Raw genomic sequence first — 16,194 nt, 5'->3', positions numbered from 1 at the left:
TCCGTGTGACCAGCGGTCGCGGCTTTATAGAAAAGCGTTCTCTCAAGCCGGCACGACAATCCGCTCGGCGAGATAATTCAGAATGTCGCGGATCGAAGTTACGCCGACCAATTTGCCTTTGTTGAGAACCGGGACGTGGCGGTAGCCGCCGACGTGCATGCGGTGGAGGGCGAAGGCGATCTTGTGGTCGATTTCTATTGTCACGGGGCCGGCGGTCATCACGGAGCTGATCGGCTTGTTGGCCAGCGAATGGGCGTTGGTGTTGACCTTCATCAGGGCATCGTATTCGGTGAAGATGCCGCAGATTTCGTCTCCTTCGACCACCATCACACAGCCGATCTTTTCGGCTACCATCTTTTGCAGCACTTCGCCGACGGTGTCGGTGGGAGCAACCGAAAGTGGTTTACGGGGCTTGAGTAGCTCGATGGTGTCGTTAACTAGCCCCTGAGCGACAGCGGTGCGCTGCTGAGGGATGCTCAGGTCGGTGAGCGAGTTTTGGCACTGATCACAGGAATCATTGCCTTCGAGGTTTTCAAATCCGCAGGAGGGGCAGAGAATCATTCGACGGTCCACGTTTCGCCTGAGTTAAACAGGGTATCCAGGTCCCCTTTGCCTTTGTCCTTAAGTGAATGCTCTATTTGCTTGTTGACTTCGTCGTCGTAGCGAGGACGATCTACGCAGCGGAAAACACCGATCGGCTCGGGGAAGCCATCCTCGTAGCGCATCCGGCTGAGCAAATAGGCCAAGCTCGGTTCGGCGGCCCGCTCGTCGTGGAACAACAGGTCGTCCTCGGAGATTCCTTTGCCCAGCTCGACCACTTCGGGGTCCAGGCCGTGCAGACGAACACCCTTTTGCCGTTCCTTGCCAAAGATCAACGGCTTGCCGTGCTCTAGCTCCAGAGTCGTGTCATCCTTGGTCTCCCGGTCCTTGGCATATTCCCAAGCACCGTCGTTGAAGACGTTGCAGTTCTGATAGACCTCGACGAATGCGGTTCCGCGATGCTCGGCAGCCCGTTTGAAAACGGCCCCCAAGTGCTTGATGTTGGTGTCGATACTGCGGGCAACGAAAGTCGCTTCGCAGCCGATGGCAATCGACAAGGGATGCAGCGGATTGTCGACTGCTCCCATGGGAGTACTCTTGGTCTTTTTGCCCAGTGGCGACGTGGGGGAATACTGTCCTTTGGTCAGTCCGTAAATGCGATTGTTGAACAGCACGATGTTCAAGTCGACATTACGTCGAATCGCATGCATCAGATGATTGCCGCCAATCGAGAGCCCGTCGCCGTCGCCGGTGATGACCCAGACTTGCAGATCAGGTCGGGCACTCTTCAATCCGGTTGCCACCGCGGGTGCACGACCGTGGATCGAGTGAATCCCGTAGGTATTCATGTAATAAGGGAAACGACTGGAGCAGCCAATGCCGGAGATGAAGACGATGTTCTCGCGGGGAACTCCCAGCGAGGGGAGCATCTTTTTCATCTGGGCGAGGATGGCATAGTCGCCGCAACCGGGACACCAGCGAACATCCTGATCGCTAGCAAAATCGGCAGGTTTCAGAACGGGAAGGGTCGATTCAATACTCATGGGTGTGGAGCTGTCGGGTTAACCGACGAGCGAATTAATTTTGTTAACGATTTCAATTACACTGAACGGTTTGCCTTGGATTTTGTTCAGACCAACGGTGTTGATCAAGAATCTGGCACGAATGACTTGATTGAGCTGACCAAGATTCAGCTCGGGGATCAAAACCTTGTCGAAGCTACGCAAGATCTTTTCCAGGTTCTTGGGAAAGGGATTCAGATAGCGCAGATGACAGTGGGTCACTTTCTGGCCACTCTTCTGGGCGGTGTGCACCGCGGTTGCACAGGAACCATAGGTGCCTCCCCAGCTGAGGACCAAGAGATCGCCGCTCTCGGGGCCATCGAGTTCTTGCAGGGGGATGTCGTCGGCAATGTTGTCGACTTTTTGCTGTCGTAGGAGACACATTTTCTCGTGATTGACAGGATCATAGCTCACATTGCCAGTGATGTTGGCTTTCTCCAGACCGCCGATACGATGTTCCAAACCGGGGGTGCCGGGAATGGCCCAAGGGCGAGCCAATCGCTCGTCACGCTCGTAGGGTTGGAACTCGTCGCCGTTGGCGCTCGGATGACTAATTTTAATCCGTGGCAAATCGGCGACCTTGGGAATCTTCCAAGGCTCGCTGCCGTTGGCGATGTAGCCGTCGGTGAGCACAAACACGGGGATCATGAACTTGGTAGCGATTCGCCAAGCTTCCTGGGCAACGTAGAAACAATCACCAGGGCTACGGGCGGCGATAATCGGCATGGGACATTCGCCGTTTCGACCGAACAGGGCCTGATTCAAGTCTGCTTGCTCGGTCTTGGTGGGGAGTCCCGTCGAAGGACCGCCACGCTGTACGTTGATCACGAGCATTGGTAGCTCTGTCATTACCGCCAGGCCGAGTGCTTCCCCCTTGAGAGCGATACCGGGTCCACTCGAAGCGGTGACGGCCATCTCGCCGGCGAAGGCTGCACCAATAGCAGCAGTGACGGCAGCGATCTCGTCTTCTGCCTGGAAAGTGAGGACGTCGAAATTCTTGTAGTTGGACAGATAATGCAGCACGTCGCTGGCAGGGGTAATCGGATAGGCTCCCAAAAAGAGCCGCTTATCGGAGAGTTGGGCCGCTGCCACGAGCCCCCAGGCCAGCGCGAGGTTGCCTTCGATGTTGCGATAGGTGCCCGGCTTAAGCTTGGCGGGTCCGACATGGTACTGGGTGTTGATCGCTTCGACCGTCTCGCCGTAGTTGAAGCCTGCCTTGAGGGCATTGGTATTGGCTTGGGCAACAGCGGGAAGTTTGCCGAATTTCTTTTCAATGAAACGCAAGGTGGGATCGAGCGAACGATCGTAGAGCCAAAAGACCAGACCCATAGCAAAGAAGTTGCGACAGCGGTCGGCTTCTTTTTGGCTCAAGCCCAATCCCTCGACTGCAAGGCGAGTGATTTTGGTCATGTCGACCGAATGCAACTTGTATTTGTCGAGGCTACCATCCTCGAGGGGATCGGTTTCGTAGCCGGCTTGTTCGAGCCCCTTCTTATCGAAGGCATCTTTGTTGACCAGCAGGATGCCGCCGTCACGCAGGTCACCGATATTAGTTACCAAGGCCGCCGGATTCATGGCCACAAGGGCATCGACGGTGTCGCCGGGAGTGAAAATCTCGGTGCTGGAGAAGTGGATCTGGAAACCGCTGACTCCGGCCTTCGTACCACGTGGGGCACGAATCTCGGCGGGAAAGTCGGGAAAGGTGGCGACATCGTTACCCAACAGGGCCGAGGTCGTGGTGAACTGGGTACCAGCCAACTGCATACCATCGCCAGAGTCGCCGCAAAAACGGACAGTTGCTTCTACTAAATCAGAGACGGGCTTCGTGGGAGTCGCGGTGGCCATAATTTCTTAGTTGTCAGTGGTCAGTGGTGAGTAGTCAGTAGTCAGAAGCACCTGATAACAGACGAAACTCATATTAATTGGAAACTTGCTTGATTGAATGCAAAGGAAATATACTCTTACGCGCCTTCGCGTTCGGCTTGCGCCATGTCTGGCTGCGGAGGCAATGTGTAGATCGTGTCAGGAAAATGATCCACAAGGTAGTGCACAATGCCATGAACATTGGCCATGCCCGAAGGCATGCCGTTGGTGCCGATGATTGGCAGATGGCGATAGCGTCCGGCCGACATCAACTGAATGGCTTCTCCGACACTGGTCGTTGCTAGCAGGGAAGTCGGCTCTCGAGTCATCAACTCAGAAATTGGTTGATCTTCGCTACCATGATTCCCGCTATCGGTCTGTTTAGCCATCCAGCGGAGGGCATCGCGGTCGGTAAAGATCCCCAGCATCTTACCGGCTGAACAAATCAGGACACTGCCGGTCTGCTGAGCGCGCATTAATTGCAACACTTCGCTGACGCTTGCGTCGGGCGCGACGATCAAAGGATCGTCTGGATAGGCGGCCATCACCGATTCGGTGCTTAGGCTCAGATGAAAACTCACGGGTCGCGGCTTTCTTATGAATCAGAGATTACAGGTAATCTCTTGCATTTTTCAAAGTTGTCGGGGAGGGATATTGGCCGCGGCTGAACGCGGGTTTAACGGATCTTCATACTGTAACAGGAACATATTGAGTAAACTTATCGCCAGTTCTTGAACTGACTCGATCCCCATAAATTACCATGCGGAGTCCAGCTGTTGAACAGCAAAAGAGTGGGAAAACTCTCGATTTCGTCTAGTTTTCGGTTTAGGGCAACTTCGGTTGGTTCTCGGCATAGAACTTGGCCAAATCGATTCCACCGCGTTGCTCCTCTTCGACAAGTCGCAGACGAGCCTCCAATTGCTCGACCCGTCGAGCCAACACGGGGAGCAATCGCTCTTCAGGATTGGCAGGTTCTGGGCGTGGAACAGCGGGATAATCCAAATGACGATGCAGCGCGGAAAACAGGAGGATGGGATCCTTGCGGCGATTTGCCCAGGCAATGCGACCTTCCTGAACACCGAAAAGTGTTTCGGGGGCGTGGATTGTGCGAGCCGGGGCGTCCTCGCCCCCGATTTGATCTGGGGGTGGCGCTGAATCAATCGGGGTCGAGGACGCCCCGGCTCGCTCAGCGCGGTCTTGATAAAATTCGCTACGGACGTAGATCAGGTCGGCCAATTCCACCAAGCCCACCTGGCGTCGGACAGTTAGGAGCCATTCGCTCCAAGTTTCGTTGTAGGACGGGTCGTGCGACATGGCTTCCAGTCCGTCGTCGTATCCCAACCGATTGCGACAAAGTGTCTCGAATTGGTAGACAAAAAGTCCTTGTCGGGTCGCGTGGTCGACCGTGCGATACGAGGCTTCGCGGGCAAGTACCAGTAGACCGATGCGGAGATCGAAACGTTGGCGGACGTTTTCCGCCTCTGCCATCACATAGCATTGGAAGGGTGTGAAGTAGTGGGAGAGCTTGTGCATGCCGGAGGCGAATTCCCCTTGATGCCGCAATTCGGCGAGCAGAAAGTCGATCGCCATGGGCAATTTGGTGGTTGCCAGCACTTCTTCCCGCACGGCGGCGAGTACTTCCTGGGCAGGAATATTCTCTGCCATCCGCTCTGCCAGCACGGTGAAAAAGTGCGCCTGTTCGACGTACTCTTCGCGTGCCAGCGGTGACTGGAGTGAGTCGGACGTACTCATGGAGAAGCCTGCTTCTTCAGTTGCACACTGAGAAACTCGATGCATTTGGTCAGGGCCGTGCGGTCCATACCGGCCGCGATATGACCGAGCTTGGGAACCACATACAATTCGGCAGGGACATGGGCATGCTCCATGATTTGGCACATCCCTTGAGGTTGGGTGATCGGAACCAGGTCGTCGTTCTCACCATGGAAGAAAAACATGGGAGGATCGTCCGCTGTGACAAAGGAAGCGGGCGATGCCAGGCGATATTGGTCGGCTACTTCGCCACGCGTCCCGCCCAACCAGAAACTGAGCCAGCGGTACTCGGGAGGCATGACCCGAAAATCACACGGTGTGCCTCCACCCACAACGGCTTGCAAACGGGTACTAGGTTCTGATGCGGGGTCCTCGACCCCCTCTAAGCCGTCTTCGACATCGGTCGTTCCTAACAGGGTCACCAAGTGGGCTCCAGCGGAGTAGCCAAAGCCACCGATGCGCTCGGGGTCGAGCTTCAACTCGTCGGCATGGGATCGCATCCAGCGGACAGCCGCTTTGCAATCTTCGATCTGGGCAGGGAATTTATCTTTGGGAGCAAGGCGATAGCTGATCGCGACTGCCGAAAAGCCTTGTTGAGCAAGTTGCTGGGCGACTCCCGACAGCTGGGCGCGGGTGCCCATTCGCCAGGCTCCGCCATGCACGACCAACACACCAGGATGCGGTCCAGGATCTTTGGGGACATAAGTATCAGCTTTCAGCGGACCCGAGTCTCTTACAATGTAGTCGACCCCGTAGTGGGCATCGAAATCCCCGGCAAAAAGGGGGATCCAGACAACGAAAGCCGAACAAAGCACCAAAAGTGCCAACAACTGGTTGTATCTATTCACCTCGAATCTCTCCCGTCGGTTGGTCTGAGTCTGCAGACTACTTATAATATCCCTTTCCGAGTTGACCAATTGCAAGTTTGTCCGCAGAGGAGTTCCTAGAGCGTGTCTGACCAATTTTCGAGTATAGAAGATGCCGTCGCTGCTATCGCTGCAGGGGAGACCATTGTCGTTGTTGACGCCGAGGATCGCGAAAACGAAGGGGACTTCGTTTGTGCCGCCGAGAAGGTGACGACCGAGACAGTCAATTTTATGATTACGCACGGCCGGGGACAGCTCTGCATGCCGATCCTGCCAGATGTAAGTGAGCGGCTCAAGCTGGCGCCGATGGTCGAGCAAAACACGGCCCCGTTGGGAACCAATTACACCGTGCCGGTCGATCATCGGTCGACACGCACGGGGATCACTGCCGCTGAACGGGCGCGCACGATCCTTTCAATATGTGATCCGGAGAGTGTGCCGTCGGATTTCAATCGACCTGGACACTTGTTTCCTTTGGTAGCAAAAGAAGGTGGAGTTCTGCGGCGGGCCGGGCACACCGAGGCTGCAGTCGATCTGGCTCGGATGGCGGGATTACAACCTGCCGGGGTGTTGTGCGAAATCCTGGATGAAGATGGCGACCGAGCGACGCGGGACAGCTTGCGCAAAATCGCTGTGGATTATAAATTGCCGATCATCTCCATTGAACAGTTGATTGCTTACCGTCGCGTGCGCGAGAAACTCGTTTATCGCAAAGCAGAAGCACGGCTTCCCACGCGCTATGGCAACGGGACGATCATCGCTTATGGGGTGAAGTATGAAGTCCAAGAGCCGATCGTGTATGTGTTGGGTGATCTGGCGAAGTCATCGGCACCGCTGGTGCGACTTCATTCTTCCTGCTTCACTGGGGACCTCATGGAGTCGCTCCGCTGTGATTGCGGAGACCAACTTCACATGGCGCTGGACATGATCAGCCAAGAGGGATGCGGCGTGTTGGTTTATCTCCCGCAAGAAGGGCGTGGTATCGGCTTGGTAGAGAAGATCAAGGCTTATAAGCTCCAAGATGAGGGACTCGACACCGTTGAAGCGAATCTCGCCTTGGGATTCAAAGCCGACCCACGAGACTACGGCGTAGGGATTCAATTGCTCAAAGATTTGGGGCTGAGTCGTGTGCGATTGCTCACAAACAATCCGAAGAAGACCAACGCGTTTATCTATGGTGGGTTTGATTTGGAGGTGGTGGATCAGGTCCCCATCGTCCCGCCGATGAACGAGCACAACGTCGGATACATGGCCGCGAAGCGTGACAAAATGGGGCATCAGTTGCCGCTGGATTGAAGTTGGTCGGGGCGGGGGACCGCCCGGCTCGCTTGTAAAAAAAGCGAGCCGGGTCGTCCCCGACCCCGAATATTTCAAGCGAAAGGTGAACGTTGTGCCCCTCGTCTACCCGCATCAAACCCTCGACTCTACTCGTACCAGTTGGCACATCACTTTTGGCACCTACGGCGCACGTCTTCATGGCGATGACCGGCCCACGGTCGACAAGCAGTACAATCAACCGGGTGAGGACTTCGTTGCAGCTTCCCCTCGACGCAAGCAATTCGAGCGAGAGAAGATGAAATTTCCACCGCGCTATTTCACTCTTGAACAACGCAAGTTTGTTGAGGTGCAGCTACCCGCAATCTGTGTACGAGGCGGTTGGAGCTATCGCATCTGCGCTGGTGGGGCAGATCATGTGCATCTCTTATGTGACATAAGAAAAGAAATCCATGGCGAGAAGGTTCGTCGTCTGGTCAAGCGCTGGGTGGGGCAAGCTTTGAGCGAGCGATGGCCTCTGAAACAGGGAGAATCCTGGTGGGCAGATGAAGGATCGAATATTGCGATCCATGATAATTCGTATCTTAATAATGCGTTTGCTTATATTGCTAGGCAGCGAGCGACGTTGTTTGAAGAGTGAAAAAAGATGGCGAAGTTGGTCGGGGCGGGGGACCGCCCGGCTCGCTTGCAAAAAAGCGAGCCGGGTCGTCCCCGACCCCGAAAGACTCAAAAATATGTACCACTTCCATATCAACCTGTTCGCGGACCCCTTTGCTTGCTCCTGGGAGCAGGCGGCGGCGGAGCTTGAAGTTTTGTCTCGCATGATTTTTGAGCCCGATGGGTCTTGGATCTGGTCGGGAGGCCATGGCGACGAGCGATGGCAAATCGATGGGCATTTGTTCGACTTCGAGGAGGTGTTGCATCGGGTGGAATTGCATGGGGCATGCCCACCGGGAGAGTTTGATCGTCTGTTGGCTTGCTTCGGCTGGCCCGAAGTGGAACTCACGGTTGAAATGGTCCGCGAGGGGACGAAATTGACGGAAGCTGAGTTTCGACAGCAAATGGCGAGCTGAGGTCAATCCGGCTATTCCACCGGCGTTGCCCCTGGCGGTGGCGTGCCGCCACCTTCACGCACGTAGTCGCTGCGAGATTTGGCATAGTCAGAGGCCGTCGGCAGTTCTGCTTCGGTGAGACCTGCTCGGTGAGCCTCGAACATTTTCTTAAGAAAAGGTCGGCACCATCCGCAACCCGTTCCTGCCCCGTAGCATTCGGAGAGTTGACTAACGCTGCGCGGGTTTTCGATCCGCAAGTAGTTGGCCACCTTGCGCTGGGTGACGTGGAAACAAAGACAAAGCTCTTCTTCGGGCTTCATGTCGTTATACCTCTGTTGCCAAGCGAAGTGCGATGCGACGCGCTTGATGGAACTCCGTCAAATCGAGCCACTCTTTGACGGTGTGAATTTCGTTCTGTCCGCAGCCGAGAGTGACCGTGGGGATGCCTCGCGCGGTTAGCCAATTGGCATCGAGGCCACCGTTGGAGATATTGAGCTCGGGGGTGTAACCTTCTGCCTCGACCGCTTGCTGAGCGGCGACGACCGAAGGATCGTCTTTCGGCAGACAAAATGCTTCGTAGTCGAGTCGGCCCTCGATTTTTACTTCGCCACATTGGCCGGAGGTATTGGTGACTTGCTTGGCAGCACGGTGAAACGCTTTCTCGATTTCGTCGATAATTCGCTGACGGAACTTCGGGTCGTGGCCGCGAGCTTCAGCGCGAATATGCACCAAATCGGTGACAACGTTGGTTGCCGCACCTCCGTGGATGACGCCGACGTTGCTGGTTCCGCGTTTGCCATTTTTCTCAACTAGGCCATGCCAACCGTTGTTCACCAGGTCAGCGATGGCGAGCGATGCGATGGCGATGGCGCTGACACCTTGTTCAGGGTGGCCGCCGGCGTGGCTTGCCACGCCGTGAATCTCGATATTCATGCGATGTCCGCCCGTGGCGCCGATCGTGAGGGAGGTCGGCAATTTACCGTCAAAGTTGAATGCCAGCGTGGGTTTGCCCAACAAGCTCAGAGTAGCATTTCGCGCACCGTTCAATCCCACTTCTTCTTGCACGCTCCACAGGAAAGTAAGGGGCGGGTACGGGAGTTTCTTCTCGATGATGTCGATTGCGGTCGAGAGTATCACGGCGACTCCTGCGCGGTCGTCGCCGCCCAGTCCCGTATGAGCGTCGAGTGAGACGATGCGCTTCCCTCGCTTGGCAGGCCGAGCACCTTGGCAGATCGGCACGGTGTCGAGATGGGCAGACAACATGCGGCGAGGTCCGCGGATCGTGCCCGGCAAGCGGAGGACGAGGTTGCCCGTTTCTCCCTTGAGAGCGGATTTGCGGTTGGCTTGGTCGACCTTGATGGCGCTCTTGGGCACCCCGGTGGCGCACAACCGGTTTGCGACCAAATCGGCAATGGCCCCTTCCTGACCGCTGCCACCAGGCACCGAGAGTAAATCCAGGAGCAGCTTTTCTGCAGTGCTGTTGGGAGTGAGTGAGAGTTTTGGCGGCTTCGTTTTCATGATTTCGTTGTAGGGTGGGCACGGCCCACAATTACTCTAAACCTTTCACATACTTTTTGGTGGGCGGTGCCCACCCTACACTTGTAGTAGCAGGCGTTAAAGTCAGCTTATCCTTCCTTTTTTATGGCCCCAAGCGAGAAAAAGAAATCCGGTTATGCATAAACCTGCTTTAAACCTCTTGGGATAGCGTTGTCGTCCTAGGTAGACGCAAGACGTCGCCGCAGAATACCGATCTTATCAAAACAAGTGCATTTGTGTGTCGTGAACCATTCTGGTCCTTCCAAGCTGAGGGTCCACCCCGAGATTTCACGTTCGCCACCTCGCATTGATCTGCACCAAGCGTTGAAAGCTGCATCCAGTGGTTTGAAGGATTTGACCCCGGGGTAGGAGACGGAATACATGCGGTGGGAACGTCGCAAATCAAGGTGGCCGTTAATGGCAGGGCTAATCTGCCTCGTCGCTTTGGCGATTTCAACGCCCTATATTTGGCAACACCCGGTACTGAATGTCCATGAGCTGATGGCACGCCAGCAGGAGTCGCACTTACTGCAATACACACCTGCGGCTCAAGAACTGCAGGAGCTTCCCGCGCGGGTGCCGCTCAACATGGATATGTTACGCGATTTTTGCGGGACGGTGCAGGGGATTGTGGACTCACTACCAGACGTCGAAGGAGAGGCTATTGCGGCCCCGACATCGAATGTTGAACCATCTGCCGACCAAGCAAACCTTACCAATTTGAGTGAACCTTCTCCTCCTCTATTCAAGAGAACCTACAACCCGCCTCTGATCGTTGAGCCGCTTGCTCCCATCGTGAGAGTAGAGAACGAATCGGATCGATTGGCGATGCTCATGCCTCGTCGTCCCAAAGGGGAGCACTTAAGCGAAGTGCTGATACAGACCGCTTCGGTGCCTGCTCGCGAGAAGCCTGTGCCGGTGAGTGAGCAATCAAACACCGAGGCGGAGAAATCTGAATCGCAAAAAGCAGAGCCGAACAAATCACCGAGTGTCGAGGTTAAGGCCGAGCCGACTTGCCCGCTTATTCGCCCACGCCCGGAGCAGTTGATCGAGCGTTTGAAAGCCCTGTCCGCAGCCTCAACGACTGCTGAGTGGTCCACCCAGGTACTGGAATATATCCTGCCGCTGACCGATGAGATTGGGACCACCGTCGATGAAGCAAGAGAGAAACTTGCCCAGTTGCGCACTCTCACTACGGAGGGAAAAGATGGTTCCCGCGACGTGCGCGACCCGGGCCTTCAGCAACTTTGGTTGCAAGCCGCCGAAGGATTAGAGCGTCGTTTGGGTATTTGGGAATTACTCTTGGCCGATGAGCCGCCGACCGTTGACGCCCACGAATATGAGGCGAGCGGGACATTGATGCCCTTGCTGGGGGACATTGCCTCTCTGTTGGCTGGCACCTCAAATGGTGAAGCGTGGCGGGACTACTTGCTCTTAGATCAGATCGCACTGGCCACCAGCGAAGGGGTGGGAGTCGATCGTCATGCACGTCTCACGCTGGCGCAAGAAGTGCTATCAAGGCTTGCCGATAGTCGACTTACTGAACAGCAACAAGAATTTATTGCCCGCGAGCCGCTGGCGAGTCTGGGTCGAGAGCTGCGACCCTGGGCCACCGGGCCGGTGGAGCTCAATACCCTCTTAGCACTCCTGGAGCGTTACGAAGCACAAGGGGGCCACCGATATGCGGCAGCTATTGCCCAACTTGAGCAGCGTATGCGGTGGTCCAACAATCAGCAGCTTCAATCACTTGCCGAAGAAATGCACGAGCAGTACCGCGGGACCAACATGCGAATCGCCATCAGCAAGGAACTCATGAATCGTATGATCCCTGAACAGCATATTCGCACAGCTCCGGTGCGGGAATCGATTGCCGGTAAACGTGTTAAAGGTCGTTCACGTACCTCAACAGATGTTGAAGTCGAGCTATTGCCGAATGAAGACGCTTGGCAGTTCGAATTGCAGGCAGATGGAAGAGTATACTCGCGCACTCGCAGCGAGACCTGGCCTGTGAGAGTGCATAATGCAGCGCGCTATGAATACGAGGCCGACAAGGTGATCACAATCGCCCCTGAAGGTCTCAAGGTTGCACGGGCGAAGTCCACGGCACGCGGGCGCAATGAGTTTCTGGGTGCTGATTCGCAGTTCGATCGAGTGCCCATCTTGGGGGCGATGTTTCGTGACTTAGGAAAGAATCAAAATCAAAAAAATCGTCACCAGGCGATGTCACAAGTCAAAGCGAAAGTAGCTTACCAGGCGCGCAGCCGGATGGACAAGGAAGCAGATCCCAAGCTTACTGAGTTAGAGCAGCGCTTCCAAGATCGGGTCCTGGCACCTTTCGGGAACTTGGCGCTGGCTGCCGAGACGGTTGACATGCATACCACGGCGAAGCGTGCAGTGATGCAGTTGCGGCTGGCGAATCTCGATCAACTCGCCGCCCACACTCCACGCCCTTCGGCTCCAGCAGACAGCGTGTTGAGTATGCAGCTTCATGAAACTGCACTGAACAATGCACTTGCTGGTTTGGAGCTCGAAGGACGTCGCATGACGCTGCATGAAGTCCACGCACTTTTGGCTGAGAAAATGGGTTACGAAAATGCCCAGCCCCCCGAAGACTTGCCGGCTCGTGCGATCGTTGAGTTTGCACCCTATGACGCGGTCCATGTTTCTTTCGCAGAGGATCGCTTGGAGCTGGTGATGAATATCCGCGAACTGGCCCACGGTCGCGACAAGATTCCCAATTTCGAAGTTCATACGTTCCATCGACCCGTAGTGGATGGATTGACGGTCAAGCTGGTTCAGGACGAAACTCTGCAGTTTGCGGGACGCAATCTGCGGACTGGCCATCGGGTGGTGCTGCATAGCGTGATGGGCAAACTTTTCAGCCGGGCCGATGAAATTGCGGTGCTGAAGAGGTTGCAATCAGACAAGCGGCTGACCGGCTTGATGGTCACGCAGTTGGTGATCGATGATGGCTGGCTCGGATTGGCTCTGGGGCCCGCTGCGGCCCAGCGGACAGCCTGGCGGACGCCAACCTACCAAGTGGAAGAAGAATCCGTGCGGTGAAACACACTCTGAACCGCGCTGAGCAGCAGCAAGAGGGCCAGCAAGGCATCGGCGACGAAGATTGTATTAAAGCGCAGATCCAATTCAGCACCTACGGCCAATCCCACCAACGCTCCGTAGACTAGCAATGAGCCACAAAGCCGCCACCGCTGGTGGCGCAATGAATCAGCGAGACCAGCGGTCGCGGCTTTGTGCGAAACATACGTCGCCCCGCAACCGATCAGCGCAATCGCCGCTGCAATGGGGATGCCGGGCCAAAGTTGTGCGGCCAGGACGACGGCCAAGCCGGTGCCAATGAGCACAGGTCCGCAGTCTTCGATACTTGGCATTTTCATGGTTTATTCGCCATAAAGCCGCCACCGCTGGTGGCGAATTGTCATATGCGCGACCGGCGGTCGCGGCTTTGTGCCAGAAAAGGATAGGGTCGCGGGCTCACGCCGCGGCGTTCATTGTGTCGCTCGATGTAGCGCAGGGTGTTGTTCCAAACGTCCAACTCGAACACAAACGACCGCCATTTGCCTTTGCACCACACGGGTCCCTGGTGCGATGTTTCTCGATGGATGGCTTTGGTGGTTTGATCCTTGAGCCACTTGACTGTGTTGTCAATGTTGCGCTCTGTGTAGGTGAGCAATAAATGAGTATGGGTCGATTCGATTGACGCAGCGACGATTTGCCAGTCCGAATCCGCCGCACAGGATGCGAATCTTGTAATGACGCTGTTCTGCATAGCGGTACTCAATCGTACCGGTGGATGGACCATTCGTTCTTGAGCGATTCGCTTGCGGACCGGGTCGCCCGGGTGCAAGGTGTGAGGTTCGATGAGTCCCAACTCCGCGTCCCAGGCTTCGGACCAATGGCCCCGATCATCACCGGGAAGCCACAAACCATGGCCCGATAATACGATGTGATAGCCGATGGTTTTGGGCATGACGATTGTTCCATAAAGCCGCCACCGCTGGTGGCGAATTGTCATACGCGCGACCGGCGGTCGCGGCTTTATTAGGAACCGGTGGCGGTATCGGTTTTGGCCTCCCCTGTTTTAGCCGTGCGCTTATTCTCGGAATCGGTACCCGGGACGATCATGGGGCTTGGTGAGTTTTCTTCGACGATGCGTTTGAGTTCTTCCGCGTCGATAACTTCCTGAATCATCAATTCTTCACTGATGGCGACCAGTGCCGCGCGACGATTCTCCAGGATACTTCGGGCTCGATCTAGCGATTCGTCGAGGAGACGTTTGACTTCTTGGTCAATCTCGCGCGCTGTTTGTTCGCTGTGGGTTGCCATGCGGCCTCCCTCGGCGCCGGTGGCGAGGAACGGGTTGCGATTGTTTTCGCGATAGTTTACTCGACCTAGTCGGCTCATGCCGTAGTCCATGACCATGCTGCGCGCGATTTCGGTGGCGCGCTCCAGATCGTTGCTCGCACCGGTGGCGACCTCGTCGAAAATCAATTCCTCGGCCAACGTGCCGGCGAGTGCCACCTGGATGCCGCTTTCGAGTTGCCCACGAGTCATCATGTAGCGGTCGCGATCGGGGCGTTGCTGCATATAACCGAGCGCACTCAGGCCACGTGGGATGATCGAGACTTTATGCACGGGGTCCGTATTCGGCAGTGAAAAGGCCACCAACGCATGTCCGGCCTCATGGTAAGCCAGACGAATCTTTTCTTCATCATGGATGATGCGGCTTTTCTTCTCCAAGCCAATACTGGCACGTTCGACGGCTTCGAGGAAATCGGTGCGAGTGACGGCTTTCTTTCCTTTGCGGGCAGCCAAGAGGGCCGCTTCATTGACAACGTTTGCTAGATCGGCACCGACAAAGCCGCTCGTGATCGCAGCGACCTCTTTGACTTTCACATCATCGGCAACTTTGATGTTCACCAAGTGGACTTCAAGAATTTCTTCCCTACCTGAGACATCGGGACGATCAACCAACACATGTCGATCAAATCGACCGGGTCGCAAAAGTGCGGGGTCTAATGTTTCAGGGCGATTGGTAGCGGCCATCACAATGACGCCGCTGTTCGAGCCGAAGCCGTCCATTTCTACCAGCAGTGCATTGAGGGTTTGCTCGCGTTCGTCATGGCCACCAATTTGTCCACTGCCACGAGTCTTGCCGAGGGCATCGAGTTCGTCGATGAAGATGATACACGGAGCACGTTGTTCAGCTTGGCTGAACATGTCCCTAACTCGGGCTGCTCCTACGCCGACGAACATTTCCACAAAGTCGCTACCGCTTAGACTGAAGAACGATACGCCCGCTTCGCCGGCTACCGCTTTGGCCAGCAACGTCTTGCCAGTACCTGGTGGGCCTACGAGCAACACACCTTTAGGAATGCGACCGCCAAGTTGTTGATAACGTTCCGGATTCTTGAGAAAATCGACCACTTCGCGCAGCTCGTCGACGGCTTCATCGACTCCGGCCACATCGTCGAACGTGACTTCGATATCTTCCTGCACATAGAGCTTGGCTCGACTCCGTCCGAAAGCCATCGGCGAACCTGCCCCTCCCATGCGTCGCATCATGACGACCATCAACAGAATCAAGAGACCCGTGAAGGTGAGCATCGGCAGGTAGCTGAGGAATGGGCTTGGCGATTCGGCCATCGTGTGCTCGAGGCCATGATCGTGTAGCAGTGTGAGCAGCATTTGCTCATTGGGCAGTCGGTTGGTCCTAAATGCGTAGGACTTGGGCCCTTTGGCAGCTAATTCATCATCGGCCGAATCAGATTTGTCGGCGGGTGGTCCTCCAGTGAGTACCTCCGCCATCACGTTGCCGGTCACTTCGGTGTTGCCGATTTTTATGTCGGATAGGCCGTAGAGTTTGAGCGTGCGGGGAGGAGTTGTCGTGGTGTCTTCAACATTGATCCAGTTTTCCTGAGGTTCGTCGCTTTTGACGATAAGCCGTTCGAGATCACTCCATTTGATGGTGAGTCGATTTTGCCCGCCCCACAATGTACCCAGGAGCAGCAACAAAGCCATTAGTCCCAGGACATACCAGACCAGATTGCCTGACTGTGGATTTGGCTTCTTATCGGAGGAACCTTTGGATTGGTTGGGAGAATCGTCCATCTATGATCGATCTTTCAGGGGTTGGTTTCCCGCCTGAGCAGGAATAGCGGCAAGGCCAAAGTTTTGTTCGCAGTTTCTTCCATCCTAAGTTAGCCCCCA

General features: G+C 55.7%; 15 protein-coding genes. 4 read left to right on the top strand and 11 right to left on the bottom strand.

Annotated elements, in window-relative coordinates:
• Positions 1-42: 42 nt before the first annotated feature.
• The 6 genes from Pr1d_RS25265 to Pr1d_RS25240 all read right to left on the bottom strand — a co-directional run bounded on the left by Pr1d_RS25265 (position 43) and on the right by Pr1d_RS25240 (position 6,082).
• Positions 43-561 carry a CBS domain-containing protein gene (locus tag Pr1d_RS25265; protein WP_148076128.1) on the bottom strand — a complete coding sequence of 173 codons (519 nt, stop codon included), beginning with the start codon at positions 559-561 and terminating at the stop codon, positions 43-45.
• Positions 558-1,583: a 2-oxoacid:ferredoxin oxidoreductase subunit beta gene (locus Pr1d_RS25260; protein WP_148076127.1), complete on the bottom strand. Its 1,026-nt coding sequence runs from the start codon at positions 1,581-1,583 to the stop codon at positions 558-560. The genes Pr1d_RS25265 and Pr1d_RS25260 overlap by 4 nt, the downstream gene beginning before the upstream one ends.
• A gap of 18 nt (positions 1,584-1,601) precedes the next feature.
• On the bottom strand, positions 1,602-3,446 hold the full coding sequence (locus tag Pr1d_RS25255) for a 2-oxoacid:acceptor oxidoreductase subunit alpha (protein WP_210417836.1): 1,845 nt from the start codon (positions 3,444-3,446) through the stop codon (positions 1,602-1,604).
• A 116-nt stretch (positions 3,447-3,562) separates the two neighbouring features.
• The gene (locus Pr1d_RS25250; protein WP_148076125.1) at positions 3,563-4,045 is read right to left on the bottom strand and encodes a CBS domain-containing protein; all 483 of its coding nucleotides are present in this window, start codon (positions 4,043-4,045) and stop codon (positions 3,563-3,565) included.
• Positions 4,046-4,289: 244 nt separating this feature from the next.
• Complete coding sequence (locus tag Pr1d_RS25245; RefSeq protein ID WP_148076124.1) at positions 4,290-5,216, bottom strand: hypothetical protein; 927 nt, start codon at positions 5,214-5,216, stop codon at positions 4,290-4,292.
• Entirely contained in the window at positions 5,213-6,082 is an 870-nt protein-coding gene (locus tag Pr1d_RS25240; protein ID WP_168205483.1) for an alpha/beta hydrolase, read from the bottom strand. Before Pr1d_RS25240 ends, Pr1d_RS25245 begins: the two co-directional genes overlap by 4 nt.
• Before the next feature lie 102 nt (positions 6,083-6,184).
• Between Pr1d_RS25240 and ribB the strand changes: the two genes are divergently transcribed.
• The 3 genes from ribB (at position 6,185) to Pr1d_RS25225 (ending at position 8,448) form a co-directional block, all read left to right on the top strand.
• Positions 6,185-7,396 carry a 3,4-dihydroxy-2-butanone-4-phosphate synthase gene (ribB, locus tag Pr1d_RS25235; protein ID WP_148076122.1) on the top strand — a complete coding sequence of 404 codons (1,212 nt, stop codon included), beginning with the start codon at positions 6,185-6,187 and terminating at the stop codon, positions 7,394-7,396.
• Positions 7,397-7,490: 94 nt separating this feature from the next.
• A complete protein-coding gene (locus Pr1d_RS25230) occupies positions 7,491-8,015 on the top strand; it encodes a hypothetical protein (RefSeq protein WP_148076121.1) in 525 nt (174 codons plus the stop codon).
• Positions 8,016-8,109: 94 nt separating this feature from the next.
• Entirely contained in the window at positions 8,110-8,448 is a 339-nt protein-coding gene (locus Pr1d_RS25225; protein ID WP_148076120.1) for a hypothetical protein, read from the top strand.
• Between the two features lie 11 nt (positions 8,449-8,459).
• Here Pr1d_RS25225 and Pr1d_RS25220 read toward each other — a convergent pair whose 3' ends face one another.
• A complete protein-coding gene (locus Pr1d_RS25220; protein ID WP_148076119.1) occupies positions 8,460-8,747 on the bottom strand; it encodes a (2Fe-2S)-binding protein in 288 nt (95 codons plus the stop codon).
• Between the two features lie 4 nt (positions 8,748-8,751).
• Positions 8,752-9,945, bottom strand: coding sequence for a M20/M25/M40 family metallo-hydrolase (locus Pr1d_RS25215; protein WP_148076118.1), 1,194 nt, complete (start codon positions 9,943-9,945; stop codon positions 8,752-8,754).
• A 435-nt stretch (positions 9,946-10,380) separates the two neighbouring features.
• Between Pr1d_RS25215 and Pr1d_RS25210 the strand changes: the two genes are divergently transcribed.
• Complete coding sequence (locus Pr1d_RS25210) at positions 10,381-13,026, top strand: hypothetical protein (RefSeq protein WP_148076117.1); 2,646 nt, start codon at positions 10,381-10,383, stop codon at positions 13,024-13,026.
• Here Pr1d_RS25210 and Pr1d_RS25205 read toward each other — a convergent pair.
• The 3 genes from Pr1d_RS25205 to ftsH all read right to left on the bottom strand — a co-directional run bounded on the left by Pr1d_RS25205 (position 12,996) and on the right by ftsH (position 16,095).
• Positions 12,996-13,361, bottom strand: coding sequence for a hypothetical protein (locus Pr1d_RS25205; RefSeq protein ID WP_148076116.1), 366 nt, complete (start codon positions 13,359-13,361; stop codon positions 12,996-12,998). The two genes, Pr1d_RS25210 and Pr1d_RS25205, sit on opposite strands and share 31 nt — an antisense overlap.
• 41 nt (positions 13,362-13,402) lie before the next feature.
• Entirely contained in the window at positions 13,403-13,954 is a 552-nt protein-coding gene (locus Pr1d_RS25200) for a transposase (RefSeq protein ID WP_168205481.1), read from the bottom strand.
• A 71-nt stretch (positions 13,955-14,025) separates the two neighbouring features.
• Positions 14,026-16,095: an ATP-dependent zinc metalloprotease FtsH gene (ftsH, locus tag Pr1d_RS25195; RefSeq protein ID WP_148076114.1), complete on the bottom strand. Its 2,070-nt coding sequence runs from the start codon at positions 16,093-16,095 to the stop codon at positions 14,026-14,028.
• Positions 16,096-16,194: the final 99 nt, after the last annotated feature.

This window comes from Bythopirellula goksoeyrii, assembly GCF_008065115.1.
In the GTDB taxonomy this organism is placed as follows: domain Bacteria; phylum Planctomycetota; class Planctomycetia; order Pirellulales; family Lacipirellulaceae; genus Bythopirellula; species Bythopirellula goksoeyrii.
Note: the sequence above shows the minus strand (reverse complement) of the source record. Positions and strands in the feature narration are given on the sequence as shown.